Raw genomic sequence first — 24,880 nt, forward strand, 5'->3', positions numbered from 1 at the left:
CACTGGGCGCGCTGGCGCTGGAAGTACGGGCGGGTCCGCGCGGGCTGGTGCTCCTCGCACCGCCACCCGCACACGTACGGGCGGACCGGCCGCGCGCCGCATCGGGGGTTGCCGTGGTCGCACGCGGGCGGCGGCGGGGGCTCGGCGGCGCTCACGCGGCGAGGCCGAACCGCTCGGCGATACCGGCGCGGTACAGAAGGAACCGGATCGCGTGCTCGGCCTGCTGGGGCACGACGCCGTTCCCCAACGCCTTGAGCTGGGCGGGGCGGGACAGGCCCGGCACGCCGGTCACGTGGCCGTGGGCGAGGCCCATCATCCACTCGACGAACTCGGCGGTCAGGCGGCCTCGATCGTCAGTTGGCCCGGGTGCCGGTCGGCCCGTGATCGCTTCCCAGCGCGCGACTGCGGGGGCGTAGACCCCCCAATCGCGTACGGGGAGAGTTCCGGCAGGGCTCGGACCGCCAACCCGAGAGGAAGGCTCGTATCCGCCTGCTTCCCGTCCTTGCGGGGCTTGGCCCGCCGAGACAGCCACGCCTCGACGGCTCCCTCGCCTTCCTCGTTGTGCGTCGCCCTTGGGGTTGGTAGCAGGTGCTCGACCTCGTCGGCGAGCGTCGGGCCGTGCCCGCCCTGCTTCCTCTTGTCCGGGTGCTGCGACCCCCCGTTCACCGCGAGATTCGAGGTCGGGGTCTTGAGCAGCTGCACGACGGCGGGTAGGCCGTCCTCGAACCCGACTCCCTTGCTGTCCCTCGCTCTGGGCGTCGGCAGGTTCGCGATGCGGGCCCGCAACGTGTCGTTGCGGTTCCCGTCCGGGGCCCCCGGCCCGTTCCACTCGCTCGTTGTCGGGGTCGGCAGCAGGCCACGCGATGATGAAAACGCGCTCACGCTGGTGCGGGGCCCCGACTTCGGATGCGCGCTGCACGTGCCATTCCGCATCGAGCCCGAGGTCGGCCAAGTCGCCGAGAACGGCGCCGACAGCTCGAAGAGTGTCGGCGTCTCCGCCGTCCTCATCCACAGGCGTGCCGTCGAGTCCCAGACTGCGAACGGCCTTGGCGGAGAGGAGTCCGCGAACATTCTCGATCACTACCAATCGGGGTCGGAGGATGGCTATCGCGCGGGCCACGTGGAACCACAGGCCGGACCTGGTGCCCTTGATCACGCGCTCGGCGGGCGGGCCCGCCGGGTCGGCGAGGTCGCGGGCGTTGAGTTCGGAAACCGCGGCGGCGGCGGCCATGCCGGACAGGCGCGAAGGGACGGCCCCGGACGGTGCGGCGGCCTCACACGTGGCGTGGTCGTGGTCGCCCCACCGGCAGTTGCCGCAGAGCAGCGCACCGGCCGGAATGACCATGTCGCCGACCACGCCCGCGCGCTTGCCGGCGAGGCTCACGTCTTGGCACGGGAAACCGGCCGTCAGGATGTCGACCGGCTCGACGCTCGACCAGTCGACGCGGGTCACGTCGCCGTGGTTGGGCACGTCCGGCCAGTGGTGCGCCAGGATGCGCGCGGCGTACTGGTGCTTGTCGTCCGGGTCGTACTGGCAGTGCCACGCCACGGTTGCGCCGAGCAGGCCCATAACGGCCATGTCGAGGCCGCCGTATCCGCTGCACAGGGAACCGATCCGCAACCCGTCCGGCACGTTGAGGGAGAGCTGTCCGGGAACGTCGGTGAACCGCTCGGCGATCAGCTGCTCGGCGCGGTCGAGGGTGCGCGTCATGCGGCCTCGCCCCCCGCCGTGATCGCGGCGAGCTGCTGCGCGAGGGCACCGGACCGCCACGCCTCGGCGGTCGTGTCCTTCCCGCCCTTGCGCCACGTGATCGCGTACGTGCGCGCCCTGGTCGGCTTGATGACGACGCCGGGCACGTCGAGGACTTCGCCCGTGGTCTTGTCGACCAGCTTCGCGGCCTCGGCGGCGTCCATCTCGGCGAGCAGTTCCGCGAGCTTCCACGGCTTGACCTCGCGCACGATGCGGGTCGTGGTCCACTCCTCGTCGGGCCACGTCTGCCGGACCCACCGGGCGAGGGCTTCCTCGTCGGTGACGACCGGCCCCGTCTCGCCCTTGCGCAGTGAGATCGTGGCGACCTGCTCGCCGGTCGGCAGGGACGCGACGACGCGCTCGGTCCCGTCGCGCTTCTCGGCGGCGTCGAGGGCCCGCTGTGTGCGCGCCTTCACGTCCTTCTGCGCGGCGGCCACCCGCTCGGCGAGCAGCTTCAACACGGCGGCCTCGGTGGCGAGGTCGCGCAGCGACTCGGCCGGCTGCGCGACGGCGGGCTCGGCGTCGAGCGGCTGCTCGTCGAACGTCGGCATCGGACCGGCGGCGTCGGCCTCGACCTTGAGCCGCTGCACGCCGAGCGCTTCCGTGATCGTGTCGTAGTGGTGCTGGGCGATCGGGTCGTCGAACGTCGGCTCGCTCATGCGCTCGCCGCCTTCGCGGCGTCGAGCAGGTCGTCGCGCATCTCGCGCAGCTGCTCGACGGTGCCCTCGGCCGACTTGCGCCCGTACTTCGAGCTGAACAGCTGCTCGACCTCGGCGCGGTCGGTCACGCCCGCGCTGCGGGCGGCGTCGTACAACTCCCCGACGGCGGCGGCCTGCTCCTCGTTCGGCTGCGGCTGCTGCGGGCGCTGCTGCTGACCGGCGGGCGGCTGCTGCGACTTCTGGGCGGCCTGCCTCTTCGCGGCGTCGACCTGGTCCAGCTGGGCGACGAACTCGGGCGGGGCCCCGGCGGCGACTGCGGCGGCGCGCACCTTCGCGAACGCCTCGGGCGTCGGTGCCTTCCGGGCCTGTGCGAGGTAGTCGGGGCGCTGCTGGCGCTGCTGCTGGGCCGGGGCCTGCTGCTCCCACGGGCCCGCCTCGGCGCGGTTGCTGCGGCGCGGCTGCTGCTGCCCGCCCTGCTGCCGCTGCTGCTGGCCATTGCGGCGCTGCTGCTGGCGGTGCCCGCCCTGCTGGCGCTGCTGGGGCGCGGTGGGGATCGGCGCGGCGTCCTGGTCGCTGTCGTCGATCGACCGGGAGTCGACCGGGATCATGAACACCCAAAAGAGCATGTACTTGAGGGCCGCGCTCATGGCTTTGTTGGTGCTCTTGTCGCCGCTGTCCATGGCTTCGCCGGGCAGGGACACGAGCAGGCAGTCACCGGCGGGCCCGTAGATGCGGTACAGCATCTTGAGCACGGTGTGGGTGCCCTTCTCGCCGCGCGGGCGCTGCCGGTGCTCGACGACCTCGGGCGCGATGAAACAGCCGTGAGCGCGCATCGGGCCCGCCATGGCCGACATGGCGTCGTCGACACCCCGGAAGCTGTAGTTCTGCTGGGTGTTCTGCTTGTCCTTGCTGACCGGCATTACGTCCTGCATCACGCCGTGAATGACCTGGAACACGCGCGGCGCGTCGGCGGGGGCGCCCGACGGCGCGGGTTCGTACGCCGACTGGATGGGCCCGGCGGACGTGCCGAGCACGGGCGCGGGCGCGGGGGCGGGCTGGTTCGGGTGCAGCTGGGTGACGGTCACGGGCGCGTGCTCCTGGTCTTGCGGTGCCGGATGTGACCGGCGAGGCGGGTAATACGGCCGGCGAGGGTGATCGCCGCGTCGGGGTCGAGCAGGTCGTCGAGGTCGGCGGCGATCGGGGCCTCGGCGGCCAGCGCCTCGCGGCTCCCGTCGGCGGCGGCGGCGCGCATCGCCCGTTCGTACTCGGGCACGTCGTGCCCGTAGATCGCTCGGTCGAGGGCGGCGACGTTCTCGCCGTGGTGGGCGAGCAGGGCGCCGAGGTCGTCGGGGGCCTCGACGTACGCGAGGGCGAGGTCGTCGAGCAGCTGCTCGGCGCGGGCGGCGATCGGCAGGCGGACGGCGAGGCCGTCGGCGGTGAGCTGGGGGCGAATCACTGGTGCAGCTCCTCGGGCATGGCCGGGGCGTCGAGGGCGAGTTCGCCCGTCGCGACGTCGTAGGCGTGCGGGCGGGTCCAGTCGGCGGCGGGGAACGCACGGCGCAGCAGGCCGAGGGCGGCGCGGTGCGCGAGCCGGTCGGCCTTGAGCGGCAGACCGAGGGCGTCGTCGAGGGCGACCCACATCGCGACGCGCTGCTCGCCGTCGCGGTCGGTGTGCACGGGGACGATCCGCACGCGGACGGTGCCGGGGGCGATCTCGTCCAGCTGCCGGGCGAGTACGCCGGTCAGGGCGAGCCGCTTCCGGGCGGCGCGGGCGCCCGCGATGACCTCGGCGGCGCGGCGGCGGGCGGTAATCTGGGGGGTGTTCACGATCGGTGCCTCTTTCGGGGTTCGGTCGGGGAGGGCCGTCCGGGTCGCGACCGGGCGGCCCTTCGCGGTTTCAGGCGGCGGCGCGGTGCGGGGCGTCCTGCTCGGCCTGCTGGGCGCGGTGGGCGCGCTCGATGCGGCGTATGGCGAGTTCGGCCTCGGGCGCGAGGCGACCGGCGGCGCGGTCGCGGGCGATCCGGTCGAGGGCGCGGTCGAGAACACGCCGCGCGTTGGCGAACGCGACCTCGCGCGGGATGACGGTCGAGGGGCCGGTCATGCGGCGGCCTGGGTGCTCGACTCGCGCAGTTTCAGCAGGCGAGAGGCGGGGATGCCGTACTCGTCCTGGACGGCGGCGGCGAGCCGGGCACTCGGCGCGGTCTTGCCGGTCCACAAACGCCAAGCCGTCACGGGGGCAACTTTCAGCCGGGCCGCGAGGTCTGTGTAATGCCGGTCGCCTTTGTCGGTGGCAACTGCCACAAGGTGCGCACGGTCGTACATGGGCCGTTCCTTTCCGGTCAGACAGACAACCTGTCTGGACAGAAAGTAGCACCTATCTTTCAAGCGTGAAAGTTAGGGCAGGGGGTCACGGCCTGTGACGGTGGGTGTTTTGGCGTTGACAGGCCGGTACGCCCGATACAGAATCGGACGCACGTTCGAGGTAAGAGCGCAGGTCACTGCCTGTGTTCGAGCCGAAAAGGGGGTGAACCGGTGCGCCGACGCGCCATGTCTCAAGCGCTATGTTTCGCGCGAGACAGCTACGCGCTATCTTTCACCCATGAAAAACAGAAAGCGCGACGCGACCGGCCGCGCCGAGCAGTTCGCGGGCTGGCTTCACGACCAGCTGACCGCAGCGGGGTACGACCTATCGGGACCGCGCAGCGGGGGGAAAAGCCGGTTCGCCGAAGACTCGGGCCTTAGCGCTTCAACCGTCGGCCGGCTGCTCGACGGCAAGCGGGTCACGGACATGGACGTACTCGCCCGGCTCGCCGATCAACTCGGCATCACCCTGGGCACGGTCCTACTCCGTGCGGGCATCGTCGACCACGACGACTTGATCGCGGTACAGGAACCGGAGACCGGCCCCGACGCGATGACCCCCGAACAGGCCGCGACGCGACTCAACATCACCGATCCCCACAAGCGTGCCGTCTTCGTGTCGATGACGGAAACGCTCCAAGAGCCACCCCCCGACACAGGCGAGGAACGACTCGCAGAGCACTAACCGCACGGAGGCACCGTTGAACGGCCGCAGGATGTTCGCCCCCACTGTCGCCATCCTCGTAGTAGGCATCACGCTGGGCCTGCTCGGGATCTTCCAGGACGGGGGCGACCTGTCGCGCGCCGGAATCCTGATCGCATTCGCCGCCCTCCCCCCACTCTGCTACTGGCAGACGCAGCGAGCCCATGACGCCGTCGAGGACCAGGTCGCCGACGCCCACGAAGCCGGTTACCGCCTCGCCCTCGAACACGTCGCTAAGGGCCTGCTCAGCAGGAAATCCGCACCGCCCGACGGCGGGACACGCGTCGAGCCAGTCGACGACCGCGCGACCCTCGACCCCGACCTCGGCGGCGGAGCCGCGGGCCCCGTTGTCCCCAGCAACGTGCGCCCGCTCCGGCTCATCCGCCACGACCACGACGAACGGAAGATCGTATGACCCTTCCCGACATCCCACCCACGTTCCACGGCTCGGCGCACGCCGGCGAGCCGTGGATCGGCTATATCCGCGTGTCGACGTGGAAAGAGGAGAAGATCAGCCCCGAACTGCAACGGACCGCAATCGAGCAGTGGGCCGCGCGCACCGGGCGCCGCATCGTCGATTGGATTGTCGATCTTGACGAGTCCGGCCGCCACTTCAAACGAAAAATCATGGGCGGCATCGAGCGCATCGAGCGCCGCGAGGTGCGCGGAATCGCGGTGTGGCGGTACAGCAGGTTCGGGCGCAACAGGACCGGGAACGCCGCCAACCTCGCCCGCGTCGAGGCCGCCGGGGGGCTGCTGGAGTCAGCGACCGAGCCGGTCGACGCCTCGACCGCCATCGGCCGATTCGCGCGCGGCATGTACATGGAGTTCGCCGCGTTCGAGAGCGACCGCGCGGGCGAGCAGTGGAAGGAGACCCACGAGCACCGGCTCGCCGCCAAGCTGCCCGCCACCGGGCGCGGCCGGTTCGGGTACATCTGGCACCGCCGGGCCGTCCCCGACGCGACCGCGCCGAACGGCATCCGGCTGCAACAGGAGCGGTACACCCTGCACCCCGATTACGCGAGCGTGGTCGAGGAACTGTACGAGCGGAAGACCGAGGAGTACGAGGGGTTCAACGCCCTGGCGCACTGGCTCAACGAAGAGTTGGTCATCCCGACGCTACGCGGCAAGGCGTGGGGGGTGAGCAGCGTCTCGCGGTACCTCGACTCGGGGTTCGCCGCCGGTCTGCTCCGCACGCACGACAAGACGTGCCCGTGCGGGTACAGCAGCGGCAAGCGGAGCGGGTGCCCCGACAACCGGTTCATCTATCTGCCCGGCGCACAACCGCGCATCATCACGCCCGACCAGTGGGAGGCGTACAAGGAACACCGGAAGACCACCAAGGCCACGCCCCCGCGGGCCCGGAAGGCGACGTACCCCCTTACCGGCCTGCTCCGTCACGGGTACTGCCGCCACCACATGAGCGCAGCGTCGTACACGTACAAGGGCGAGCAGATGCGCGGCCGAAACCTGGTGTGCAGCCGGAACAAGCACACGAGCAAGGTCGAGTGCCCGAAGGGCATCAACACCCGGCGCGACTACGTCGAGCGCGAGGTCAAGAAGTGGCTTGAGCGCGAGGCGGCCCCCGGCATCGACGCGTCACCGCGCCTGCCCGTGCAGCGGACGGAGCCGACCGAGGACCCGCGCGCCCGCGCGCAGCGTGAGCGGGCGCGGCTGCAAGTCGACTTGACCAAGGTCGAGAAAGCCCTCGACCGACTCGTCATGGACAACGCGTTGAACCCGGAGAAGTACCCGGCCGACAGCTTCGCGCGCGTCCGTGACCAGCTGGCCGGACAGCGAGGGTCGATCATGAACGCCATGAACGAACTCGGCGAGGTCGAGGCGACCCCGACGCGCGAGGAGTTCGTACCCTTGATCGCTAACCTGATCGAGGCATGGGACCTCATGGAGCCGATCGAGAAGAACGCACTTCTGCGACAGATCGTGCGGCGCATCGTGTGCCACGACATCCGTACGGAGGGGTCGCGCTGGATCGAGGTGCGGGTCGAGGTGCACCCCGTGTACGAGCCGGACCCGTGGGCCCCGATCGCGGGCGAGGTCGTCGCCCGGAAGGACGAACCGGCCGAGGTCGACGACCGCGCCGACGGGGAAACCCTGTTCTGACCAGGGCTTTTTTATTTGCCCCTTTAGAACCACAGTTCCACGTGAACGCCTGGGGCCTCCCGCACGCCACGTTCATGAGCGGCGTCAACATGCTCATGCCGGACCGCTTCCTCCAGCCCGCCCCGCTCGCCGACATGATCGAGCGCGAGCGCCCGACGCACGCGGCGGCGGTCCCCACCATCTGGCAGGGACTGCTCGCCGAGGTCACCGCCAACCCGCGCGACCTCACCTCCATGGCCAATGTCACCATCGGCGGCGCGGCCTGCCCGCCCTCCCTCATGGAGGCGTACGACAAGCTCGGCGTCCGGCTCTGCCACGCCTGGGGCATGACGGAGACCTCGCCGCTGGGCACCATGGCCCACCCGCCCGCCGGGCTGAGCGACGAGGAGCAGTGGCCCTACCGGGTCACCCAGGGCCGCTTCCCCGCCGGAGTCGAGGCGCGGCTGGTCGGCCCGGGCGGCGAACACCTCCCGTGGGACGGCGCGTCGGCCGGTGAGCTGGAGGTCCGGGGCTCCTGGATCGCCGGTGCCTACTACGGCGGGTCCGACGGCGAGCACCTGCGCCCCGAGGACAAGTTCAGCGAGGACGGCTGGCTGAAGACCGGCGACGTCGGCGTGATCAGCGCCGACGGCTTCCTCACCCTCACCGACCGGGCCAAGGACGTCATCAAGTCCGGCGGCGAATGGATCTCCAGCGTCGAACTGGAGAACGCGCTGATGGCCCACCCGGACGTCGCGGAGGCGGCCGTCGTCGCCGTACCGGACGAGAAGTGGGGCGAGCGGCCGCTTGCGACCGTCGTCCTCAAGGAGGGCTCCGCCGACGTCGACTACGAGGCGCTCAAGGCGTTCCTCGCCGAGTCGGGCATCGCCAAGTGGCAGCTGCCGGAGCGCTGGTCGGTGATCCCCGCGGTACCGAAGACGAGCGTCGGCAAGTTCGACAAGAAGGTGATCCGCAAGCAGTACGCGGAGGGCGAGCTGGACGTCACCCAGCTCTGAGCCTCCGGTTCCGCCTCGGGTTTCACGTGAAACACAGGGCGGGGGCGGTACGGAATCCCGTACCGCCCCCGCCCTGTTCTGCTTCTCGCGTGCGGTCAGTTGGTGCCGATCTTCGCCAGCAGGTCGACGATCCGCGACTGGACCTCGTCGCTGGTCGACCGTTCCGCCAGGAAGAGGACGGTTTCGCCCGATGCGAGCCGTGGCAGCTCCGCGGGGTCCATCCCGGCCGAGGTGTAGACGATCAGCGGGGTGCGGTTCAGCTGCCCGTTGGCCCGCAGCCAGTCGATGATCCCGGCGCGCCTGCGGCGTACCTGCATCAGGTCCATCACCACGAGGTTCGGCCGCATCCGGCCCGCCAGGTCGACGGCCTCGCTGTCCGTCGCCGCACGCGCCACCTGCATCCCGCGCCGCTCCAGGGTCTGCGTCAGCGCCACCGCGATCTCCTCGTGCTCCTCGATCAGGAGCACCCGCGAGGGATGCTGTTCGCTGTCGCGCGGGGCCAGCGCCTTGAGCAGGACGGCCGGGTCGGCGCCGTACGCCGCTTCCCGGGTCGCCTGCCCCAGACCGGCGGTGACCAGCACCGGGACCTCGGCCGCGACAGCCGCCTGGCGCAGTGACTGCAACGCGGTACGGGTGATGGGGCCGGTCAGCGGGTCGACGAAGAGCGCGGCGGGGAACGCGGCGATCTGGGCGTCGACCTCCTCGCGGGAGTTCACGACCACCGGACGGTAGCCCCGGTCGCTGAGCGCCTGCTGGGTCGGCACATCGGGCGCGGGCCAGACCAGCAGCCGACGCGGGTTGTCCAGCGGCTCGGGCGGCAGCTCGTCGTCGACCGGGTGCGGGTGCGGCCGGTTGGCGACCTCGACCGCGCCCCCGGGCCCGTCCAGCGGCTCCGGTCCCTCCGCCCCCTCGTCGGGCGCCCCTATGGCGTACGCGCGCCCCTCCGCGAGGGGTGGCGCGAGCAGTTGCCCCTCGCCGTAGGCGGCGCCGGGCCCGCCCTGTGCCGACTGACCCGGCTGCGCCGGCCGACCGGACTGCTGCGCCGGGTCCGGCCCCTGGTACTGGCCCCGTTCCTGGTCCCGTTCCAGGTCCTGTTCCTGGGGACGGGTGTGGGACGGGTTCTGCCGCGGACCGGGCGCGGACGCTGGTGCGGGTGCGAATGCGCCCGGTCGGTCCTGCTGGGGCGGAGCCTGCCGGCCGCCGGCGGCGGGGGCGGGGGCGCGGTCGTCCTCCGGCGGGGCGGCGAGCTTGCGGCGCCGGCCGGCCCCGCCCAGGCTCTGGTGCGGCTGGTTCTGCTGATGCGCGAGGTGCTGGGCGAACGGCACGCCCTGGCCCAGCGTTCGCACGCTGAAGGCCCTCCCCTGGGTCGAGTCGGGGTTGCTGCTGTCCGGCATCGGCTCCTCGGCGGGCAGCGGCTGCCGCCGCGCGCCCGCGGCACCGCCGCCCGGGTGCGCCCCCGGATCGGCGACGGCCGCGACGCCGGTGGTGTGGGCGGTCTGCCCGGTGCCGGTGGGGACGGCCGGCCCGGTGTCGCCCCACGACGCGAGGCCCGGCGCCGGGTTCGGAGCCTCCGGTACGCCACCGTCGTGCGGGCCGGGCGCGTGTGGTGCCGTCCCGGGGAGGTGGGGCGCGGGGGCCGCTTGGGGCGCGCCCGGGAAGCCCTGCCCGGAGGTCCCGCTCGGCTGCGGGCCGGTGTGCGCCGGGGCGACGGGGTGCGCCTGCGGAGGCGTGTGACCGGCCTCCGGCGCGGTACGCGCGTGGTGCGTGCTCGCCCCGCCGCCGGCGGCCACCGGAGCGTCGGGGGCGGGCGCTGCCCGGTCCGCGTCGGCCGGGGGCAGGGCGAAGGCGGTCCGCGGACCGGCCTCGGCCGCGGCGCGCTCCTGGGCGGCGGCCAGGGCGCGTCGGGCACGCCGCCCTCCGGGCTGCTGGGACTGCTCCGGCCCGGAGTGGCCGCCGTCGCCTTCATTGCCGTGGTTGCCGTGGGTCTCGCTGTTGCCGCCGTTGCCGCCGTTGCCGCCGTTTCCGGAGGCGAGGGCGGGCAGGGCGGCGCGGGCGGGCTCGCCCTCATGACGTGCCCGTCGTCCGGTGGGCGGTACGGGCTGCTGTGGGTCCACCGGGACGCCCTGCGGCGGCACGGTCTGCCCCAGCTGCGGGCGACCGCCGCCCTGGGCGTTCTCGGCCGCGGTGACGACTGCGCCCTCGGAAGGGGCGGCGGGCGCCGGGGACGGGGCGGAGGTCAGGGCCAGCGCCCCCCGCCGCGGTGACTGGGGCTGTTCCCGCGCGGCGTCTGCCGGCACCGTGCCCGGGGCCGCCTCGGCCGGGCTGGGACGGCCGCGCCTCCGCCCGGAACCCTCGCCCTGCCGGTCCGGGACCAGCTCGGGGGCCTGCTCCTCCTCGGGCGCTGCCGGTCCACGGCGCGCCCGCCGCCGTCCGGTCGGCTCGGCGGCCGGACGGTCGTCGGGAGCGGGAGCCACGGCGCCGGCCGTACTGTCGCCGCCGCCCTCCGGCGTACCGCCGGGGCTGTCCAGGAACGCGTCGGTGGAGGACCTGCGTGCCCGGCGCCGGCCGCCGCTGGTGACGCCCGGCGCTCCGAGGCCTTCGGGCGACGGGGGCGCGGCCGGAGCGGCTTCCGGCAGCACGGCGTTCCCGCCCTCTTCCGGGGGCGCGATCGTGCCGGACGCGGCCCCGATGGGCAGGTCGAGCACGTACGCGCTGCCGCTCATGCCCGGCATCTCGTGCGTCTGGAGGACCCCGCCGTGCGCCCGGACGATGCCGCGCACGATCGGCTCGTGCACCGGGTCGCCCCCGGCGAACGGCCCGCGCACCTCGATCCGTACGACGTCACCGCGCTGGGCGGCGGCCACGACCACGGTGGAGTCGACATAGCCGCCCCCGGGCACCGCCCGGGTCTTGCCGGTCGAATCGACCCCGCAGACGTCCGCGACGAGATGGGCGATGGCGGTCGCGAGCCGGGGCGCGTCGACCTCGGCCTCGATCGGCGGGGCGTGCACGGCGAACTGGGCGCGCCCGGGTCCGATCAGCTCGACCGCCCCGTCGATACCGCCCGTGACGATCCCGTCCACCATCGCGGGGGCCTTCCGCAGCCCCTCCATCCCCGCGTCCAGGCGCTGGTATCCCAGCACGCTGTCGACGAGCGTGGTCATCCGGGCGTACCCGGCGGCGAGATGGTGCAGCATCTGGTTGGCCTCGGGCCACAGCTGCCCGGCCGGGTCGGAGGCGAGCGTGGACAGCTCGCCGCGCAGCTCCTCCAGGGGCCCGCGCAGCGAACCGCCGAGGACGGCGGTGAGCTGGGAGTGCTGGGCGCCCAGGGAGGCGAGCAGCTCGGCCTGTCCCTCGATCTCGGCGGCGTACCGCTCGCTGCGGTCGGCGACCTCGGCGGCGTGCGCCTCCTTCAGCGCCTCCAGCTCGGCGGCGTGCGCCTCCTTGAGCGCGGTGACCTCGGCGGAGTGACTCGTGGTCAGCTCGGCGACGACGCTTCTGTGCCGCGTCGACAACTCCTCGTACGGCCGGCGGTCGGTGAACGTCATCACCGCGCCGACGAGCTGGTCCCCGTCCCGTACCGGCGCGGTCGTGAGGTCCACCGGCACCTGCGCGCCGCTCTTGGACCACAGCACCTGCCCGCGCACCCGGTGCTTGCGCCCGGACTTGAGCGTGTCGGCGAGGGGGGAGTCCTCGTACGGGAACGGCTCGCCCTCCGCCCGGGAGTGCAGGATCAGCGGATGCAGCTCCTGGCCGCCGAGGTCGCTGGCCCGGAAGCCGAGGATCTGCGCGGCGGCGGGGTTGACGAGGACGACGCGCCCGTCGGTGTCCGTGCCGACGACGCCCTCGGAGGCGGCCCGCAGGATCATCTCGGTCTGCCGCTGCGAACGGGCCAGCTCCGCCTCGGTGTCGACGGTGCCGGAGAGGTCCCGCACGACGAGCATGAGCAGCTCGTCACCGGTGTAGCTGGAATGGATGTCGTTGTACGCGGCCTGCCCGCTGTCGAGGCTCGCGCTGGTGACCTCGACGGGGTACTCGTTGCCGTCGGTGCGCCGCGCGGTCATCCGCGTCGGCTTGGTCCTGCCCTGCTCGTCCGCAGCCTCGGGCCGGCGCATCGAACCCGGGATCAGCTTGGAGTCGAACTCCGGCAGCAGATCGAGCAGTCCGCGACCGACGAGCGCGGTGCCCGGGGTCTCGAACATTTCGAGGGCGATGGCGTTGGCGTTGACGACCGTGCCGTTGCAATTGACGAGCAGGAGCCCGTCAGGAAGGGCATCGAGTATGGCTGCGAGGCGAGCAGTGCCTCGGGACGGCCTGCTGCTCACGACGACGCTTCCTCCCTGATTACCGCACCTTGCCGACAGCGGGACCCAACATCTTGCCCCTCGGGCCGCGGACTGTCACTGGAGGAGTCTAAGGGCAGGGGAGGCCCCGGGGGCGGCGGATGAGGGGGAGCTCTCACCAAGGTTCTGTGCGCGGCATGTACGCCGCGAGCGCGTGACGTGAGCGTCCACGCGCCCTGTGACGTGCGCGGACGCGCGGCGCGGCCACGCCCTTCAGGGCGCGCCGGGCCCCGGAGCTGTCGGCGTCGGGAACGGGAGGGCGAACGCTTTTACGCCGTCGTCGATGGACTGACCGATGGGCTACCGGACATCCGGGAGCACCGGACTGACCGATGGACTACCGGACATCCGGGAGCACCGGACTGACCGATGGACTACCGGACATCCGGGAGCACCGGCACGAGGCTGTTCCAGCGGGCGATCTCGCATCCGTCGCGGCGGCTCGCGGTGGTGTCCACGGCCCGCCCCTCCCAGGTGCCCACGATGCGCGCGGTGGCGTCACCGCCGTGGATCATCGTGCACATCGTGCCCTCGGGGGTCGGCCGGAACAGCTCCTGCCGCCCGGCCCGGGTGGCGCCGGCCTCCGCCAGCCGGTCACAGGCGGCCTGCCCCCGCGGGTGGTTGCCCCCCGTGGGCCCGCACTCCAGCTCGAAGGTGCCGTCGGCCCCGGCGATCCCGGTGTTCTCGACGGACACGGTGAGCCGCGTCAGCACCTCGTTCGCCTCACCCGCGCCCTTCCCGTTCCCGCCCTCCGGGAACCCGGGCAGCGGGACGGGCATGGGCAGCGGCCCGAGGGAGGGCCGGACGGCGGCGAACGGGCCGGAGGTGGGCTGGGCGGCGGGCACCGGAGCGGAGGAGACGGGGCCGGAGGAGCCGGGGCCGGAGGCGGTCGAGACCGGTACGGCGGTGGCGAGCGCGGCGAGCGAGACGACGGCGGTGAGGGCGAGACGGCGCAGCATGCGGTAGCTCCAGGATCTCCGCAGCACGGCGGCCACGGGCGGCGGTCGCGGACGATCACGGCCCCGCCCCGGAGCCACGGCTGACGGGCGGCTGACGGGCGACGACAACGGACGGAGACCGGGGCCCCCACCCCTCTCTAACGCGCACCGCGCCCGGACGTTGCGCCACCACGCCGAACTGCTTTGCCTGGGCACCCGGGGGCCTAGTAACGTTGACCGCGATTGGTGGCACGACGCTCGACTGTGTCATCATCTGCACGCACCACTCGCGTCCGCGCGAGGCGTGTGGAGGAGGCGTCGCCTAGTCCGGTCTATGGCGCCGCACTGCTAATGCGGTTTGGGTCTTAAAGCCCATCGAGGGTTCAAATCCCTCCGCCTCCGCTCCGTCCCGAAGCCCCGTGCCCCTGGCACGGGGCTTCGGTCGTTGGCACGGGGCTTCGGCCGTTCCGGGGCGAGTGAGGGCGCGGAAGGCGCGCCGGGCTGGTTCGGAGCCGGTTCGGGGCCGGTTCCGGAGGGGGGTCGAGATGAGCCTCGGAGGGCTGTTTCCGCAGGTCGGCAGCGGTGCGGCTAATGGATTTCGCGTCACGGCGCAGGTCATGTAATGTTGTTCTCGCAACGCCGACCGGGGAGAAAAAAGCCCGGAACGCCAAGCACTCGTAGCTTAACGGATAGAGCATCTGACTACGGATCAGAAGGTTGCAGGTTCGAATCCTGCCGAGTGCACAAGAAACACCAGGTCAAGGCCCTGATTCCTCCCCGGAGGATCGGGGCCTTCCTCGTTTCGTCTCACTTTTTCTCACACGCCTGTTGATCTTGGTCGCTCAGCCGAGCAGCTCGTTCAGCTTCTCGGACCCGGCCCGGAGTGACTGCGGGTCAGGGTGCACATAGATCCGCTTCGTGAAGGACAGGTCCGCGTGGCCGGCCCACGCCGACACCACGGTGTCCGGCACGCCGTTGTTCGCCATCCAGGAGAGGATCGCGTGACGGGCCATGTAGAGCGTCACCCGCCGCACTTCAAGCTGGTCCATCAGCTTGTACGCCTCGCGCCGCAGCTTGTCCGTCTTCCACGGGCGCCCCAGCTTGTCGACCATCACGTAGCCAGTGGCCTCGTATGCGTCTCCGGCGGCCAGCCGCTCGGCCACCTGGATCTTGCGGAATGCCTTGAGTCCGAGCCACGTAGGCAGGGGCAGCGGCAGGGCCCGCTCCCCGGCCTCGGACTTGGCGTCCTTCTCGACCACCACGGACCGCTGCCCGCGCGGCCGCTCCGGATCGTAGGCGAGAGTCCGGGTGTTGCCGATCGTGGTGGTGCCGCTCTCCAGGTCGATGTCCTGCGCCCATCGGGCGCCGCAGACTTCGGCCGGCCGCTCGGCGATGAAGGTCAGCATCCACCCGCCGTACTCCCGTACGCCGCGGATGCCCGTGAGGAACTGGCGCACCTCGGTCTCGTCCCACGGCGTCTTCTCGCGCTTCTTCGCGCGGGCTGCCTTGCGGGCCGCCTTCGGGACGGTGACGTACTCGGCGACGTTCCGCGTGAGGATGTTGCGCCGCATCCCGAGGATGAGCACGGCCCGCAGGCGGCCTAGCGTCAGGTCCACCGTCCGCACGCTGAGGCCGGTGCCCGGCGTCCCGCCGATCCGGCGAGCGCTGGTGAGCATCCACGTGACCATCTCGGTCACGTCGTCCTCCGTGAGCTGCTGCACCAGCATCGCGCCCAAGCGGATCTTCACGTACGCCATCGCGTCCACGTACGACCGTGCAGTCTTCACCTCTACGTCCGGCGTCACCGACGCAAGCCAGATGTCGACCAGCTGCTCCACCGTCATCTTCGACGGAGCGACAAGGGTCCCGCTCGCGCGCTGATGCTGAATCCGGGCGAGCTCGTTCTTGACCTCCCCGGACGTGTCCTTCGTCACCGTGAGCTGACGCCGCTTCCCAGTGGCCGGGTTCACTCCGATGTCGATCACGGCCCGGTAGCGGGTCTTTCCTCGCGCCGTGACCTTCTTGATCTCTGGCATGCTGTCCCTCCTGTCGGCCGGGGCGCCCATCGCCCTGGTCCGCCTACGCCAAAGTCCCCGCAGCCGTTACGAACTACCTGCGGCTGCGAGGACTTTGGCGGCCCTTAACTGCCCTCGATCCGCTTCCTGTGCTCCGGGCCGAGCCGACGCAAGGCCTCCTCCCGGACGCGCGGCGGTAGATCCATGAGGATGTCCACCGCCATCTGCACGCGCGGATCCGAGGGTGCGACGGTCGACCGCTCGTCGGCCGCCTCCTGGCGCCGGATCTCCCGCAGGATCTCCGCTGCGTCCTCTCGCCCCGCCCCTTCCAGCTGCTCGGGGTCGACGCCCACGACGTTCGCCATGTGGGCGAGCGTCTTGGCCGGCGCGGTGGTCGGGGTGAACGGGACGCGCCGGGTGTACCCCTGCTCGATGTGCCGCCACCGACCACCCCCCAGGCGGACCGGCGTCCGCTCTGCTGCCGCTTCTGGGCTTAGGCCTCGAGCCAACCGGGCGACCCGGATGACCTCGGCCTCGGGCGGTGGTGCGGGTGGGGGCGCGCTCACCACGGGAGTCCTCTCAGGATGCAGATCATCGAACTTCGTCGAACTTTATGACACCAGCGACGCCAGCGGTAGGCAACAACGATTTAGGGCAACCTAAGACTCATTCTTTCTTGTACTTCTTTGAACTTATGGCTACTGTGTCGGCCATGAAAGCTCACTACCAGGACCCCGCGCAGATCCGGCGGCGTCGGATCGAGGCTGGTCTGACGCAGGAGGCGCTGGCGAAACGGGCCAGGGCGTCCAAGGCGCACATATCCATGGTGGAGCGCGGTGTTGCTGGCGCGTCCGCGCCGCTCCTGTCTCGGCTGGCCGAGTCGCTCGGGTGCGAGGTCGCCGACCTGATGCCCCCGCCTGCAGTCCCGGCACCGGCTACGTCATGAGCAGCAACCCCGGGCCCACGCTCGACGAGGTGAAGGCGTGGCCAGCCACCGTTGGCGTCCCGGCCGCCGCCGAGGCGCTCGGCGTGAGCAGGGCCCACCTCTACGCCCTGGTCAGGTGTGGTGACGCACCCGTACGCATTCTCCGCTTCGGCAAGAGTCACCGCGTCGTCACCGCGTCGCTGGTCCGCCTGCTCGAGGCCGCCTGACCACACACAAACGGGGCCGCCCCGGACCGGGCCTGGTCCATAGGCGACCCCTGCACCAGCACATCTCAACTCAGCTGAGAGGTAACTGTGTCCAACTACCTTACCGAGGACCGGATCGCTGCCGCTCTCGCGACCGCGACCCAGCCCGAGGGCGAGACGCCCTGGCGACTGCTCCTCACCAAGCCCCCGACGACGTACGCCGACGTGCGCTCCGCGCTCACCCTCGCCCGGATGCCCGACGTCTGGCGGTTCTCCGGCAAGGACGAGCGGACGATCCTCGCCGAGGCCTCGCGCGCCGAAGTCGTGCACGGGCTCGCCCGTCGGGACGGCTACCTGCAGGCGCTGGCCGCCGCCGAGCACATGCTCAGCACCGCCCCGGTGCTCCCGACGCACATGGATGTCCGGCTGGCGCCGTGGGACGACGGCCCCTGCCTCGTGTTTTCGTTCCACAAGGAGCCCGCCGCCGTCCACGAGTTCGCGGCCCACTTCGGCACCCAGGTCACCGAACACCCGCACCTCGAGGTCGACATTCGTGTCGAGACGGTCGGCATCACCGAGTCCGGCGTTCGGTTCGAGGCGTACACCCTGGTCGATGGCCCGGCGGTGGCGGAATGAGCCTCCACACCACGATCACCGGCGCGGTCCTCGGCGTCCTGCCCGGTGCCTGCCCGGAGGCTCGGATCACCGTGGAGCAGCCGTTCCAGACCGGCCGGGACACCTGGACCGGCACCGTGTCCGGCCTCGCCCAACGGATCGCCAACGACATCGAGGGGAAGGACACCCGCGAGGGCGAGTCCACCCCGACGATCTCCGCTCGGGACGCCCGTACGACCGTCCTCGTCGCGATCGCCCGCGCCCTGCGCGAGCAACCCACCGGGGCCCGGCTCCTCGACGGCCTGGACGAACTCGGCGAGGCCGTCGTCCAGGCGGACCTCGGCGAGATCGCCGCGTGGGCGGACGCACTTGCCAGCCTGGCGCACGTCGACGACGCCCTCGGCGCCGCCACCGCGCAGCCCGCGGCCGCCCACACGGACTACCGGGCCGAGCACGAGAGCATCCACGTCGGCCACTACACCACCGAGGCCGAGGCCCGCAGGCACTGCGAAGCCCTGATCAGCGACGAACACCCGGCCGACCGGGCCCTCCTCTTCACGTGGGCCGGGCTCGGCGACGACGACGGCGACCCCGACGAGCCGTCCGAGCTCGTCGTCCAGGTCGACGGAGGGCCGCAGCAGTTCACCGGCTACGTCGTCGTCCCGATCGCGGTAGCCGCCGCGCACGACCCCGACGCCGAGTGATCCCGTGCCCGGCCACCTCTGGCTCCTCTGCTCCCTGATCGTTCTCGGCCTGGCCATCGGCGCACTGATCGCCGCCGGCTGGGCCGCCGACCACCGCATCACCACCACCCACAAGCACCGCAGGACCCCTGGGAGGGGCGCGTCATGACGCTCGTACAGCCCGAGAAGACCACCGAGAAGCCCGCGACGAACGTGAACCTGCAGGCGCTGTTGGACGAGTGCACCGCGGTGCACGCCCAGCGGCACGCCGAGATCCGCGAGGCGGAGCGTCAGGACAGCATCGACGCGGTCGAGTACGCGACCGCGGCCGCCGCGAAGACGTTCGGGGAGAAGGCGGCGGCTGCGCTCGGCCGCTGGCTGCCCGCCGAGATGATGGACGAGGGGTGTCTGCAGGCGTCCGTCGTGATCGCCCCCGGCGCCTACCTCACCCACACCACCGGCGAGAACGGATCCTGGTTCACGCTGCTGACGTCGTGCACCCGGTGCAGCACCTCCAGCGAGACCCGCATCTACAACCTGCTCACCCTGGCCGAGGCCCTCCACAAGTCCGGTGTCCGCTGATGGCGGCCGCCGGCTTCAACACCCCGTCGCGGGTGCGCCGCCCGAAGAACGCCAAGTCGGAGGCCGACGCGGCGTACGGGATGCCCCGCCTGATGATCTCGGCCGAGGCCCCCGGCAAGTGCACGACTCCCAAGTGCGGTTCCGTCGCGGACGCGATGGACGAGGCCGACCCGGTGCTGTCCGGGTGGACCCGCGCCGGCGTGTACGGGCCCACGGACCCGGACCGGGTCTGGTGCTCGGGACAGTGCGCGGCTTTCGGAGTCGCGCTCGCCGAGCTCCGCCTCACCCCCGTCGCCCGCGACCAGGCCGACACCGCCCGCAAGGCGGCCGCCGATGCCTGATGTCCTGCCCGTCCTCCTCCTGGCGGTACTCCTCGCCGTCGCCGTGCGCTGCCTCACCGCGGCGCTCCACACCGGTACCCGGGCCCCGGCCCAGGAGCCGTACCGGGACCCGCGCGACCTGGTCGCCTGCCACCGCCCGTCGTGCGGACACATGAGCTGGCCGCACGACGAGACACCCGAGGGCCTGCGCTGCACCCACTGCGGCCAGATCAACCCGGACTCGTGAGCGGCTCAGTCCGGCCGTGCGGCGACGTCGGCCTCCCGCACGGCCTGGTCTACGCCCGCCGGTACGTCACCGGCTGGAAGTGCGACCGGCACACGCCGAACGCCGTGCGCGGCCTGCCCGAGCCCCCGCCGGGGCCGGGCTGGCCGCCCGGCTCCTACCTCAACCACCCCGACCGCACCGAACCGCCCGACGAACTGGAGCCGCCGTCATGACGACCGCCGCCCGCCCCACCCCGGCCCACATGCCACGCCGCCGCCCCACCCCGGCCACCGCCGACACTCCGACCCTGGACAGTCGGCCGGCGCACCGGCAACCGTGGGAACGGGCCATCCTCGCGTCGTCGCTGCCCGGCAACCACCGCTTCGTCGCCATCGCCCTGGCCACCCACGCCGACGGCCGCGGGCACATCGCCCGCCAGCCCCGGGTGATCGGTCTCGTCCACGCCACCGGGCTCCACGTCCGCCAGGTCCACGTTGCCCTCGCCACCCTGATCGACCGCGGCTTCCTCCGCCGCCCCCCGGCCGACAGCCCCATCGACAACGTCGACCTGGTCCTCACCCTGCCCCCGGGCGCGCTCGCCCGCGCCCGCCGCGCCCACCAGGCCGCCCTGTAAAGCCTCTTGGAGTACCCGTGACCAATCTTCCGCACGACCCCTACATCACCGCCGTGATCGACGCCCTGGCCGCCGCCGGGCTGGAGCCGGACACCTGGTGGACGTCCGACGCCGAGATCGACCCTTACACCACCGGCGACGACGCGGGCTGCACCACGATGCTGACCTCCGTCATCGTCTGGGACGACACCAGGGCCGCCGAGGACGACGAGAGCGGCCGGGACGGCCTGTTCCTCTTCTGGGACCACCCGGCAGAGCAGTGGCAGTACGCGCGCCCCCGGCCCGAGGGCGGCAACACCGAGCCCGAGTACCTGCCCAAGCTCGGCCTCTACTCCGACCCGGACGCCGTCGCGAGCGCCGCCCGCGCCCTGCTGGACGGCCAGCCCTTCCCCGACGGTCACGCCCCGTACTGGCACCCGGCTGACACCGTCCGCACCGCCATCGCCGCGTGGGCCACCACTCCGTAACACCAACACCCCACCCTGGAGTACCCGTTGACCGCCGCCGTCGCGTACGCAGCAGCCCCCGCTGCTGCTGTGCCGTGCCCGGAGACGCCCCGCGCGTCGACCGGCGCCCGGCCGCGCACCGGCGGCGGTACGCGTGTGCGTGTGCCCCTGCGCCTGGTTGTAGGCGCTCAGTTCCGGGACTCGGCCCTGAGCGTCTACATCAAGATCGCAGCCCTCGCCATGCGCGCCGAGAACTGCCGCGCGAAGGTCACCACGCTCGCCTCGTACCTCGGCCTGTCCGTGTCCGAGGTCGAGCGCGCCCTGACTCAACTCACCACCGCCGGCAGCGACGGCATCGCCGAGGTCATCACCCGGCGGCACACCTCCCGCGACGGCGAGGGCGAGTCCGCCGAACGCTGGGTCCGCGACATGGAAGCCGACGAGCTGTTTGTCTGGCTGCCTGCCCGCGCCGCAACGGGCCTGCCGCCCCGCCAGCTGCGCCTGTACGCCGTCATCGCCTACGCGCAGATCCGCCGCATGCCGCTGTCCCTCGCCGAACTCCGCGCCGTCGTACGCCACCAGTACGGCGACAGCGCCGGACAGCCGCTCGGCGAGCGACAGGTGATGCGGCTCCTGGACGACCTCGAGTCCACCGGATGGATCAGCATCCACCGCCGCCAGGGACCGCGCGGCCGCCACGCCTACGAGGCCCACCAGCGCCCGCTCCACCCCGTCCTCGACGACGATGCCGACGAGCCGACAGCGCCCCCGGCGCCCGCCGCCCCGGCCACGGCGACCCCTGACATACATGACGGATCGGCTCCCCGCACAGCTGACGGATCCCCCGCGACTGAGGAAGACCGTAAGACTGACCGACCGTCGACGAGCGAGGGTTGTGGGGGGATCCGCCGTAGGCGAGATGCGGGTAGTAGCGCGCGAAGCCACGGCGAAAAGCGCAGCAACAGCAGCGGCGGCACGTACCGCGGGCCGGGACTGCAGCTGTCGCCCCGGGTCTGGCAGGTCCTCGAGCCCGTACGGGCCGAGCTCCCCGCCATCGAACCCTGGGCGCTACGACGGATCGGCCGGGAGATCGGCGAGCAGCTGTCCGCCGGGGTCGGCATGGAACGGCTCACCGCCCGGCTGACAGCCCGGTACTCGCGGCTCACCGCCCGTGGCCCCGCCACCGAGAACGCCCGCCGCGGCGACGTCGGCCGGTGGCTTCTTGGGGCCGGGCTCGTCCGCCACGGGTGCCGCCTGCCGTCCTGTGAGTCCGGCACGACCTGGTCCACCGGGGAGCGCTGCCACCTCTGCGCCAACATCGCCGAGGGCGAGCGCCTGGCCGCGGCCGCCGCCGAGCAGCCACCCGCCCCCGCGCCCCGGCCCGAACCGCCGGCCCCGCCGCGGCCGCCGACGACGTGGCTCCCGATGCCCCCGCCGCCGGACCCCGGCTCCGAGCCCCCGGGCCCCGCCGAGCGCGAGCAGCTGCGCGCGGCCGCGACCCCCGAGACCGTCCGCCAGGCGCTCGCCGACCACGGCGCCCCCGCCGCGATCCGCCTCTACGGCAGAGCTCTTGTCCTGCCCCACCTTGCCCAGCACGACGAAGGGACCACCGCATGAAGCCCGCCAGCCACCACCTCGCGAAGTGCAAGCACTGCCGTGCCCCGATCGTCTGGTGCCTCACCTCGGCCAACGGGAAGCGGCAGCCGGTCAACTACGAGCCGGACGAGACCGGCAACGTCGCCGTCATGCAGGGCGCCGACGGGAAGCTGTACGTCCGCGCCGTCACCGCGGCCCGCTCGGAGATCCGGCCCGGCGAATGGCAGGCCAAGCCGCACCAGGCCACCTGCCCCGCACGGCAGCTCCCCGGGCGCAGCAGCAGCGGTGGGCAGCGGGCGACGTCGGGAGTGAGGCCGGTCCCGTGGCAGCGCTGACGTCCGAGGACGCCGCAGCCCTGGAGCGCGCCGAGGCCGGCCGGGAGGAATGGCCCGACGGCACCTACGCCGGAGCCAGGCCCCCGCGCACGGCCGGCCAGCCCGACCCGGACGCCGCCGAGCACGTCCAGGAGCTCCTCGAAGCCCTGGACGGGTGGCGCCTCGGCGACCGGGCCAAGCACCCCTGGCCCCCGGCATGACGATCGCCGCCCTGATCCGGCTCCTGGACGAGGAGCAGCCCGACGTTGTCCGCCACCCGGCACCCGAGATCCCTCAGATCACCTCCAGAAAGAGGAAGTTCATGCAGCAGCAGCCCCGCCCGGTCCCCGGCCCGCCCGCTTCTCAGGAGACGCCCTCGGCCGGTGCCGCGCCGCTCGCCGTCGGCAAGCTCCTCGCCTGGGCCGAGGCGCACGAGACACGGTTCGTGGCCCGCAAGGGCGAGCAGGCCCGGGCGCTCCTGCGGGACCTCCGCGGCCTGTACGCCGAGGCCGAGGAACTCGCCCAGGCCGACGCCGAAGAGCAGCGCCTGGTCGAGCAGCTCGCCGAGCTCCGCGCCCGCAAGGACAGGCTGCGCCCGGTGCAGAAGCGGAAGTCTCCGGCTCGGGACTACGTGCCGGCCGAGGTCCGAGCCTGGGCAAGGGGAGCCGGTCTCGACGTCCCCACGGTCGGCACCGTGCCGAACACGATCGTCACGGCCTGGCGCGAGGTGACCGGCGGTGCCCAGTGATCTCCGCCCGCCTCCGCTACACCGGCATCCTCTGCGTCGCCGTGGGCTCGTTCGCCGCGTCGATCTACTGCTGTGTGGCCGGCCTATGGACCGGCTGGATCGCGTTCTGGCTGCTGAGCAACGTGTGCGTCGTCGTCTGCGGGCGGATACAGACCACCGCCGCCCGCCTGCAGGAGGCACACCACGCCGCCCAGGTCCTCGCCCGGCAGGCCGAGCTCCTGGACGCCGCGCACTGCGGGGAGCAGAAGCCGCCGTTCAGCGAGCACACCTTGCGCACCGAGTGTGTGCTGCGGCCGGGCCATCCCGGCAGCCACGCGGACGAGCAGGGCACCCGCTGGTGGTGGATCGACGAGGACCTCCCGGCCCGGGCGCAGCAGCGGTGAGCCGCTACCTGGTCATCTGCTGCGAGGCCTCCCAGCCGTACGGCCGCTGCGGGGTGTACCTGCCGACCGGCACCGCCGATGAGGCCGAGGCGAACACCGCCGCCACCCGGGCCGGGTGGAGCACGAACCCGGACCGCTGCCCCGGCCACACCTTCCGCCCCCGCACCACCAGCCGCACTGTCCGCCGGCTCCGCCCCACCACCGAGAGGACCTCGACACCATGACCACTGACCCCACGGAGCTCACCCCGGCCGAGCGGCTTCGTGCCGCGGCCGCGAAGCTGCGCACCCTGCTGACCGAGCTCGGCGACTGCCGAGGCCCCTGGTACGTCGTGAACCGGGAGCAGCGCCCGTACCCGCAGCGCATCGACAACATCGGCGTCCCGTACGTCATCGCCTCCACGACAACCGACCCGAGCACCCCGCCGTACCTTGCGGACTACATCGCTCTGATGCACCCCCGAGTTGGGTACGCCATCACGCAGCTGCTCGAATCGTTGGCCGCGCGCCTGGACGACGCCACTTCCGACGTGGCGCAGCTCCTGGACCCGCACGCACTCATCGCAGCGCGCCTGATCCTCAAAGCGCCCGGCACCCCGGACGTGACCGAGGCTGCAGACCGGGCCGAGGACACGCTCCGGGACCGCATGGCCGCAGCGATCTACGAGACGAACATGTGCAGCCCCTGGGCCGAGGCGCACCCTGATGACGTGCTCGCCTACGGCTGGGACGCGGATGCGGCCCTCCGAGTCCGCGACGACGAGATGACCGAGCTCCGCCGGCAGGCCGCACTGTCCGACGACGTCACCGCCCAGACGAAGGCCCTCCTGGAGCGGCGCACCACGACGCTCCGGGAGCGGGCCGAGCGTGCGGAGGCGGTCATCCTCAAGGCCCTGACCGGCCTCACCGGCGATGGGTTCGCGCGCGGCTTCCGCCTGGTCCAGCGCGACGGTGCTCACCTCGACGGAGCTGTGTTCCCATCGGGCCGGTGCTTCGTCCTGGACGACTCCGAGTACGGACTCTCGACCGTCGCGGTGTCCGTGGCCGAGCTGCTGCGCGGCGGCTACCACGGAGCCCGCATCGAATGGGCCGACGAGCCCCCCGGGGACGAGGCCGGCCGTGGCTGAGTCCCCGCGCTGCACCGTGTGCGGCCGGCCGCTGCGTGACCCGGCGTCCCGGGCGCGCGGCACCGGCCCGGTCTGCCACCGCAAGACCCGCGCCCTGCGGCTGCCCGCGACCCGCCGCCCCGCGCTCCCGCCGTACGTGGGCGGGCGCCCGGTCGACGACGTCCCCGCCAGCCCTCTCTTCTGACCCA

Annotated in this window: 33 protein-coding genes, 2 tRNA genes and 1 pseudogene; 25 read left to right on the plus strand and 11 right to left on the minus strand. The window is 72.4% G+C overall.

Annotation, left to right across the window (positions count from 1 at the left end):
- Positions 1-151 precede the first annotated feature (151 nt).
- The 7 genes from PSQ21_RS17320 to PSQ21_RS17350 all read right to left on the minus strand — a co-directional run bounded on the left by PSQ21_RS17320 (position 152) and on the right by PSQ21_RS17350 (position 4,641).
- Entirely contained in the window at positions 152-1,711 is a 1,560-nt protein-coding gene (locus PSQ21_RS17320) for a DNA cytosine methyltransferase (protein WP_274031431.1), read from the minus strand.
- Entirely contained in the window at positions 1,708-2,409 is a 702-nt protein-coding gene (locus tag PSQ21_RS17325) for a hypothetical protein (protein ID WP_274031432.1), read from the minus strand. The genes PSQ21_RS17320 and PSQ21_RS17325 overlap by 4 nt, the downstream gene beginning before the upstream one ends.
- Positions 2,406-3,494 carry an ERF family protein gene (locus tag PSQ21_RS17330; RefSeq protein WP_274031433.1) on the minus strand — a complete coding sequence of 363 codons (1,089 nt, stop codon included), beginning with the start codon at positions 3,492-3,494 and terminating at the stop codon, positions 2,406-2,408. Before PSQ21_RS17330 ends, PSQ21_RS17325 begins: the two co-directional genes overlap by 4 nt.
- On the minus strand, positions 3,491-3,865 hold the full coding sequence (locus tag PSQ21_RS17335; RefSeq protein ID WP_274031434.1) for a hypothetical protein: 375 nt from the start codon (positions 3,863-3,865) through the stop codon (positions 3,491-3,493). Before PSQ21_RS17335 ends, PSQ21_RS17330 begins: the two co-directional genes overlap by 4 nt.
- Positions 3,862-4,236, minus strand: a complete 375-nt coding sequence (locus tag PSQ21_RS17340; RefSeq protein ID WP_274031435.1) for a hypothetical protein — start codon at positions 4,234-4,236, stop codon at positions 3,862-3,864. The genes PSQ21_RS17335 and PSQ21_RS17340 overlap by 4 nt, the downstream gene beginning before the upstream one ends.
- 70 nt (positions 4,237-4,306) lie before the next feature.
- Positions 4,307-4,510: a hypothetical protein gene (locus tag PSQ21_RS17345; protein ID WP_274031436.1), complete on the minus strand. Its 204-nt coding sequence runs from the start codon at positions 4,508-4,510 to the stop codon at positions 4,307-4,309.
- Entirely contained in the window at positions 4,507-4,641 is a 135-nt protein-coding gene (locus PSQ21_RS17350) for a hypothetical protein (protein ID WP_274031437.1), read from the minus strand. Before PSQ21_RS17350 ends, PSQ21_RS17345 begins: the two co-directional genes overlap by 4 nt.
- A gap of 367 nt (positions 4,642-5,008) precedes the next feature.
- Here PSQ21_RS17350 and PSQ21_RS17355 point away from each other — a divergent pair, with 367 nt between their 5' ends.
- The 4 genes and pseudogenes from PSQ21_RS17355 to PSQ21_RS17370 form a co-directional block, all read left to right on the plus strand.
- Positions 5,009-5,455 carry a helix-turn-helix domain-containing protein gene (locus PSQ21_RS17355; protein WP_274031438.1) on the plus strand — a complete coding sequence of 149 codons (447 nt, stop codon included), beginning with the start codon at positions 5,009-5,011 and terminating at the stop codon, positions 5,453-5,455.
- A gap of 31 nt (positions 5,456-5,486) precedes the next feature.
- The gene (locus PSQ21_RS17360) at positions 5,487-5,888 is read left to right on the plus strand and encodes a hypothetical protein (RefSeq protein ID WP_274031439.1); all 402 of its coding nucleotides are present in this window, start codon (positions 5,487-5,489) and stop codon (positions 5,886-5,888) included.
- Positions 5,885-7,597, plus strand: a complete 1,713-nt coding sequence (locus PSQ21_RS17365; protein WP_274031440.1) for a recombinase family protein — start codon at positions 5,885-5,887, stop codon at positions 7,595-7,597. Before PSQ21_RS17360 ends, PSQ21_RS17365 begins: the two co-directional genes overlap by 4 nt.
- 29 nt (positions 7,598-7,626) lie before the next feature.
- Positions 7,627-8,592: pseudogene (locus PSQ21_RS17370) on the plus strand (AMP-binding protein); the annotation flags it as partial.
- A gap of 95 nt (positions 8,593-8,687) precedes the next feature.
- On the opposite strand, the gene PSQ21_RS17375 reads toward PSQ21_RS17370, so the two are convergent.
- Together PSQ21_RS17375 and PSQ21_RS17380 are read right to left on the minus strand one after the other, a co-directional pair.
- Entirely contained in the window at positions 8,688-12,917 is a 4,230-nt protein-coding gene (locus PSQ21_RS17375) for a PAS domain-containing protein (RefSeq protein ID WP_274031441.1), read from the minus strand.
- 392 nt (positions 12,918-13,309) lie between these two features.
- Entirely contained in the window at positions 13,310-13,894 is a 585-nt protein-coding gene (locus PSQ21_RS17380; RefSeq protein WP_274031442.1) for an SSI family serine proteinase inhibitor, read from the minus strand.
- A gap of 290 nt (positions 13,895-14,184) precedes the next feature.
- Between PSQ21_RS17380 and PSQ21_RS17385 the strand changes: the two genes are divergently transcribed.
- Together PSQ21_RS17385 and PSQ21_RS17390 are read left to right on the plus strand one after the other, a co-directional pair.
- Positions 14,185-14,275: transfer RNA gene (locus PSQ21_RS17385), tRNA-Ser, on the plus strand.
- Positions 14,276-14,544: 269 nt separating this feature from the next.
- Positions 14,545-14,617: transfer RNA gene (locus tag PSQ21_RS17390), tRNA-Arg, on the plus strand.
- A gap of 98 nt (positions 14,618-14,715) precedes the next feature.
- Here PSQ21_RS17390 and PSQ21_RS17395 read toward each other — a convergent pair.
- Together PSQ21_RS17395 and PSQ21_RS37820 are read right to left on the minus strand one after the other, a co-directional pair.
- Entirely contained in the window at positions 14,716-15,909 is a 1,194-nt protein-coding gene (locus PSQ21_RS17395) for a tyrosine-type recombinase/integrase (protein ID WP_274031443.1), read from the minus strand.
- A gap of 104 nt (positions 15,910-16,013) precedes the next feature.
- A complete protein-coding gene (locus PSQ21_RS37820) occupies positions 16,014-16,253 on the minus strand; it encodes a hypothetical protein (protein ID WP_337961675.1) in 240 nt (79 codons plus the stop codon).
- A gap of 347 nt (positions 16,254-16,600) precedes the next feature.
- Here PSQ21_RS37820 and PSQ21_RS17405 point away from each other — a divergent pair, with 347 nt between their 5' ends.
- The 19 genes from PSQ21_RS17405 to PSQ21_RS17495 all read left to right on the plus strand — a co-directional run bounded on the left by PSQ21_RS17405 (position 16,601) and on the right by PSQ21_RS17495 (position 24,876).
- The gene (locus PSQ21_RS17405; protein ID WP_274031445.1) at positions 16,601-16,834 is read left to right on the plus strand and encodes a helix-turn-helix domain-containing protein; all 234 of its coding nucleotides are present in this window, start codon (positions 16,601-16,603) and stop codon (positions 16,832-16,834) included.
- Positions 16,831-17,040, plus strand: a complete 210-nt coding sequence (locus PSQ21_RS17410; protein ID WP_274031446.1) for a DNA-binding protein — start codon at positions 16,831-16,833, stop codon at positions 17,038-17,040. Before PSQ21_RS17405 ends, PSQ21_RS17410 begins: the two co-directional genes overlap by 4 nt.
- Positions 17,041-17,127: 87 nt before the next feature.
- A complete protein-coding gene (locus PSQ21_RS17415; protein WP_274031447.1) occupies positions 17,128-17,655 on the plus strand; it encodes a hypothetical protein in 528 nt (175 codons plus the stop codon).
- Positions 17,652-18,338, plus strand: a complete 687-nt coding sequence (locus PSQ21_RS17420; protein ID WP_274031448.1) for a hypothetical protein — start codon at positions 17,652-17,654, stop codon at positions 18,336-18,338. Before PSQ21_RS17415 ends, PSQ21_RS17420 begins: the two co-directional genes overlap by 4 nt.
- Positions 18,339-18,342: 4 nt before the next feature.
- Positions 18,343-18,486: a hypothetical protein gene (locus PSQ21_RS17425; protein ID WP_274031449.1), complete on the plus strand. Its 144-nt coding sequence runs from the start codon at positions 18,343-18,345 to the stop codon at positions 18,484-18,486.
- Positions 18,483-18,899 (plus strand): hypothetical protein, encoded by a 417-nt coding sequence (locus PSQ21_RS17430; RefSeq protein WP_274031450.1) that lies wholly within the window; start codon positions 18,483-18,485, stop codon positions 18,897-18,899. The genes PSQ21_RS17425 and PSQ21_RS17430 overlap by 4 nt, the downstream gene beginning before the upstream one ends.
- Complete coding sequence (locus PSQ21_RS17435) at positions 18,899-19,240, plus strand: hypothetical protein (protein WP_274031451.1); 342 nt, start codon at positions 18,899-18,901, stop codon at positions 19,238-19,240. Before PSQ21_RS17430 ends, PSQ21_RS17435 begins: the two co-directional genes overlap by 1 nt.
- Positions 19,233-19,466: a hypothetical protein gene (locus PSQ21_RS17440; protein ID WP_274031452.1), complete on the plus strand. Its 234-nt coding sequence runs from the start codon at positions 19,233-19,235 to the stop codon at positions 19,464-19,466. The genes PSQ21_RS17435 and PSQ21_RS17440 overlap by 8 nt, the downstream gene beginning before the upstream one ends.
- Positions 19,463-19,678 (plus strand): hypothetical protein, encoded by a 216-nt coding sequence (locus PSQ21_RS17445; RefSeq protein ID WP_274031453.1) that lies wholly within the window; start codon positions 19,463-19,465, stop codon positions 19,676-19,678. Before PSQ21_RS17440 ends, PSQ21_RS17445 begins: the two co-directional genes overlap by 4 nt.
- Entirely contained in the window at positions 19,675-20,079 is a 405-nt protein-coding gene (locus tag PSQ21_RS17450; RefSeq protein ID WP_274031454.1) for a hypothetical protein, read from the plus strand. The genes PSQ21_RS17445 and PSQ21_RS17450 overlap by 4 nt, the downstream gene beginning before the upstream one ends.
- A gap of 17 nt (positions 20,080-20,096) precedes the next feature.
- The gene (locus tag PSQ21_RS17455) at positions 20,097-20,546 is read left to right on the plus strand and encodes a hypothetical protein (protein WP_274031456.1); all 450 of its coding nucleotides are present in this window, start codon (positions 20,097-20,099) and stop codon (positions 20,544-20,546) included.
- Positions 20,547-20,687: 141 nt separating this feature from the next.
- A complete protein-coding gene (locus tag PSQ21_RS17460) occupies positions 20,688-22,142 on the plus strand; it encodes a hypothetical protein (RefSeq protein ID WP_274031457.1) in 1,455 nt (484 codons plus the stop codon).
- Positions 22,139-22,456: a hypothetical protein gene (locus PSQ21_RS17465; RefSeq protein WP_274031458.1), complete on the plus strand. Its 318-nt coding sequence runs from the start codon at positions 22,139-22,141 to the stop codon at positions 22,454-22,456. The genes PSQ21_RS17460 and PSQ21_RS17465 overlap by 4 nt, the downstream gene beginning before the upstream one ends.
- Entirely contained in the window at positions 22,444-22,656 is a 213-nt protein-coding gene (locus PSQ21_RS17470; protein ID WP_274031459.1) for a hypothetical protein, read from the plus strand. Before PSQ21_RS17465 ends, PSQ21_RS17470 begins: the two co-directional genes overlap by 13 nt.
- On the plus strand, positions 22,653-23,183 hold the full coding sequence (locus tag PSQ21_RS17475; RefSeq protein ID WP_274031460.1) for a hypothetical protein: 531 nt from the start codon (positions 22,653-22,655) through the stop codon (positions 23,181-23,183). Before PSQ21_RS17470 ends, PSQ21_RS17475 begins: the two co-directional genes overlap by 4 nt.
- Positions 23,180-23,566 (plus strand): hypothetical protein, encoded by a 387-nt coding sequence (locus tag PSQ21_RS17480; protein ID WP_274031461.1) that lies wholly within the window; start codon positions 23,180-23,182, stop codon positions 23,564-23,566. Before PSQ21_RS17475 ends, PSQ21_RS17480 begins: the two co-directional genes overlap by 4 nt.
- Positions 23,563-23,790: a hypothetical protein gene (locus tag PSQ21_RS17485; RefSeq protein ID WP_274031462.1), complete on the plus strand. Its 228-nt coding sequence runs from the start codon at positions 23,563-23,565 to the stop codon at positions 23,788-23,790. The genes PSQ21_RS17480 and PSQ21_RS17485 overlap by 4 nt, the downstream gene beginning before the upstream one ends.
- Positions 23,787-24,692 carry a hypothetical protein gene (locus PSQ21_RS17490; protein WP_274031463.1) on the plus strand — a complete coding sequence of 302 codons (906 nt, stop codon included), beginning with the start codon at positions 23,787-23,789 and terminating at the stop codon, positions 24,690-24,692. The genes PSQ21_RS17485 and PSQ21_RS17490 overlap by 4 nt, the downstream gene beginning before the upstream one ends.
- Positions 24,685-24,876, plus strand: coding sequence for a DUF6011 domain-containing protein (locus PSQ21_RS17495; protein ID WP_274031464.1), 192 nt, complete (start codon positions 24,685-24,687; stop codon positions 24,874-24,876). The genes PSQ21_RS17490 and PSQ21_RS17495 overlap by 8 nt, the downstream gene beginning before the upstream one ends.
- The last annotated feature ends 4 nt before the right edge of the window (positions 24,877-24,880 follow it).

This window comes from Streptomyces sp. MMBL 11-1 (assembly GCF_028622875.1).
In the GTDB taxonomy this organism is placed as follows: domain Bacteria; phylum Actinomycetota; class Actinomycetes; order Streptomycetales; family Streptomycetaceae; genus Streptomyces.

Coding starts and splice junctions, on each gene's coding strand:
- PSQ21_RS17325 (WP_274031432.1), bottom strand. CDS start 2,409: ATGAGCGAGCCGACGTTCGACGACCCGATCGCCCAGCACCACTACGAC.
- PSQ21_RS17405 (WP_274031445.1), top strand. CDS start 16,601: ATGAAAGCTCACTACCAGGACCCCGCGCAGATCCGGCGGCGTCGGATC.
- PSQ21_RS17365 (WP_274031440.1), top strand. CDS start 5,885: ATGACCCTTCCCGACATCCCACCCACGTTCCACGGCTCGGCGCACGCC.
- PSQ21_RS17475 (WP_274031460.1), top strand. CDS start 22,653: ATGACGATCGCCGCCCTGATCCGGCTCCTGGACGAGGAGCAGCCCGAC.
- PSQ21_RS17435 (WP_274031451.1), top strand. CDS start 18,899: ATGGCGGCCGCCGGCTTCAACACCCCGTCGCGGGTGCGCCGCCCGAAG.
- PSQ21_RS17450 (WP_274031454.1), top strand. CDS start 19,675: ATGACGACCGCCGCCCGCCCCACCCCGGCCCACATGCCACGCCGCCGC.
- PSQ21_RS37820 (WP_337961675.1), bottom strand. CDS start 16,253: ATGGCGAACGTCGTGGGCGTCGACCCCGAGCAGCTGGAAGGGGCGGGG.
- PSQ21_RS17395 (WP_274031443.1), bottom strand. CDS start 15,909: ATGCCAGAGATCAAGAAGGTCACGGCGCGAGGAAAGACCCGCTACCGG.
- PSQ21_RS17380 (WP_274031442.1), bottom strand. CDS start 13,894: ATGCTGCGCCGTCTCGCCCTCACCGCCGTCGTCTCGCTCGCCGCGCTC.
- PSQ21_RS17320 (WP_274031431.1), bottom strand. CDS start 1,711: ATGACGCGCACCCTCGACCGCGCCGAGCAGCTGATCGCCGAGCGGTTC.
- PSQ21_RS17420 (WP_274031448.1), top strand. CDS start 17,652: ATGAGCCTCCACACCACGATCACCGGCGCGGTCCTCGGCGTCCTGCCC.
- PSQ21_RS17345 (WP_274031436.1), bottom strand. CDS start 4,510: ATGACCGGCCCCTCGACCGTCATCCCGCGCGAGGTCGCGTTCGCCAAC.
- PSQ21_RS17440 (WP_274031452.1), top strand. CDS start 19,233: ATGCCTGATGTCCTGCCCGTCCTCCTCCTGGCGGTACTCCTCGCCGTC.
- PSQ21_RS17410 (WP_274031446.1), top strand. CDS start 16,831: ATGAGCAGCAACCCCGGGCCCACGCTCGACGAGGTGAAGGCGTGGCCA.
- PSQ21_RS17355 (WP_274031438.1), top strand. CDS start 5,009: ATGAAAAACAGAAAGCGCGACGCGACCGGCCGCGCCGAGCAGTTCGCG.
- PSQ21_RS17430 (WP_274031450.1), top strand. CDS start 18,483: ATGACGCTCGTACAGCCCGAGAAGACCACCGAGAAGCCCGCGACGAAC.
- PSQ21_RS17360 (WP_274031439.1), top strand. CDS start 5,487: ATGTTCGCCCCCACTGTCGCCATCCTCGTAGTAGGCATCACGCTGGGC.
- PSQ21_RS17465 (WP_274031458.1), top strand. CDS start 22,139: ATGAAGCCCGCCAGCCACCACCTCGCGAAGTGCAAGCACTGCCGTGCC.
- PSQ21_RS17490 (WP_274031463.1), top strand. CDS start 23,787: ATGACCACTGACCCCACGGAGCTCACCCCGGCCGAGCGGCTTCGTGCC.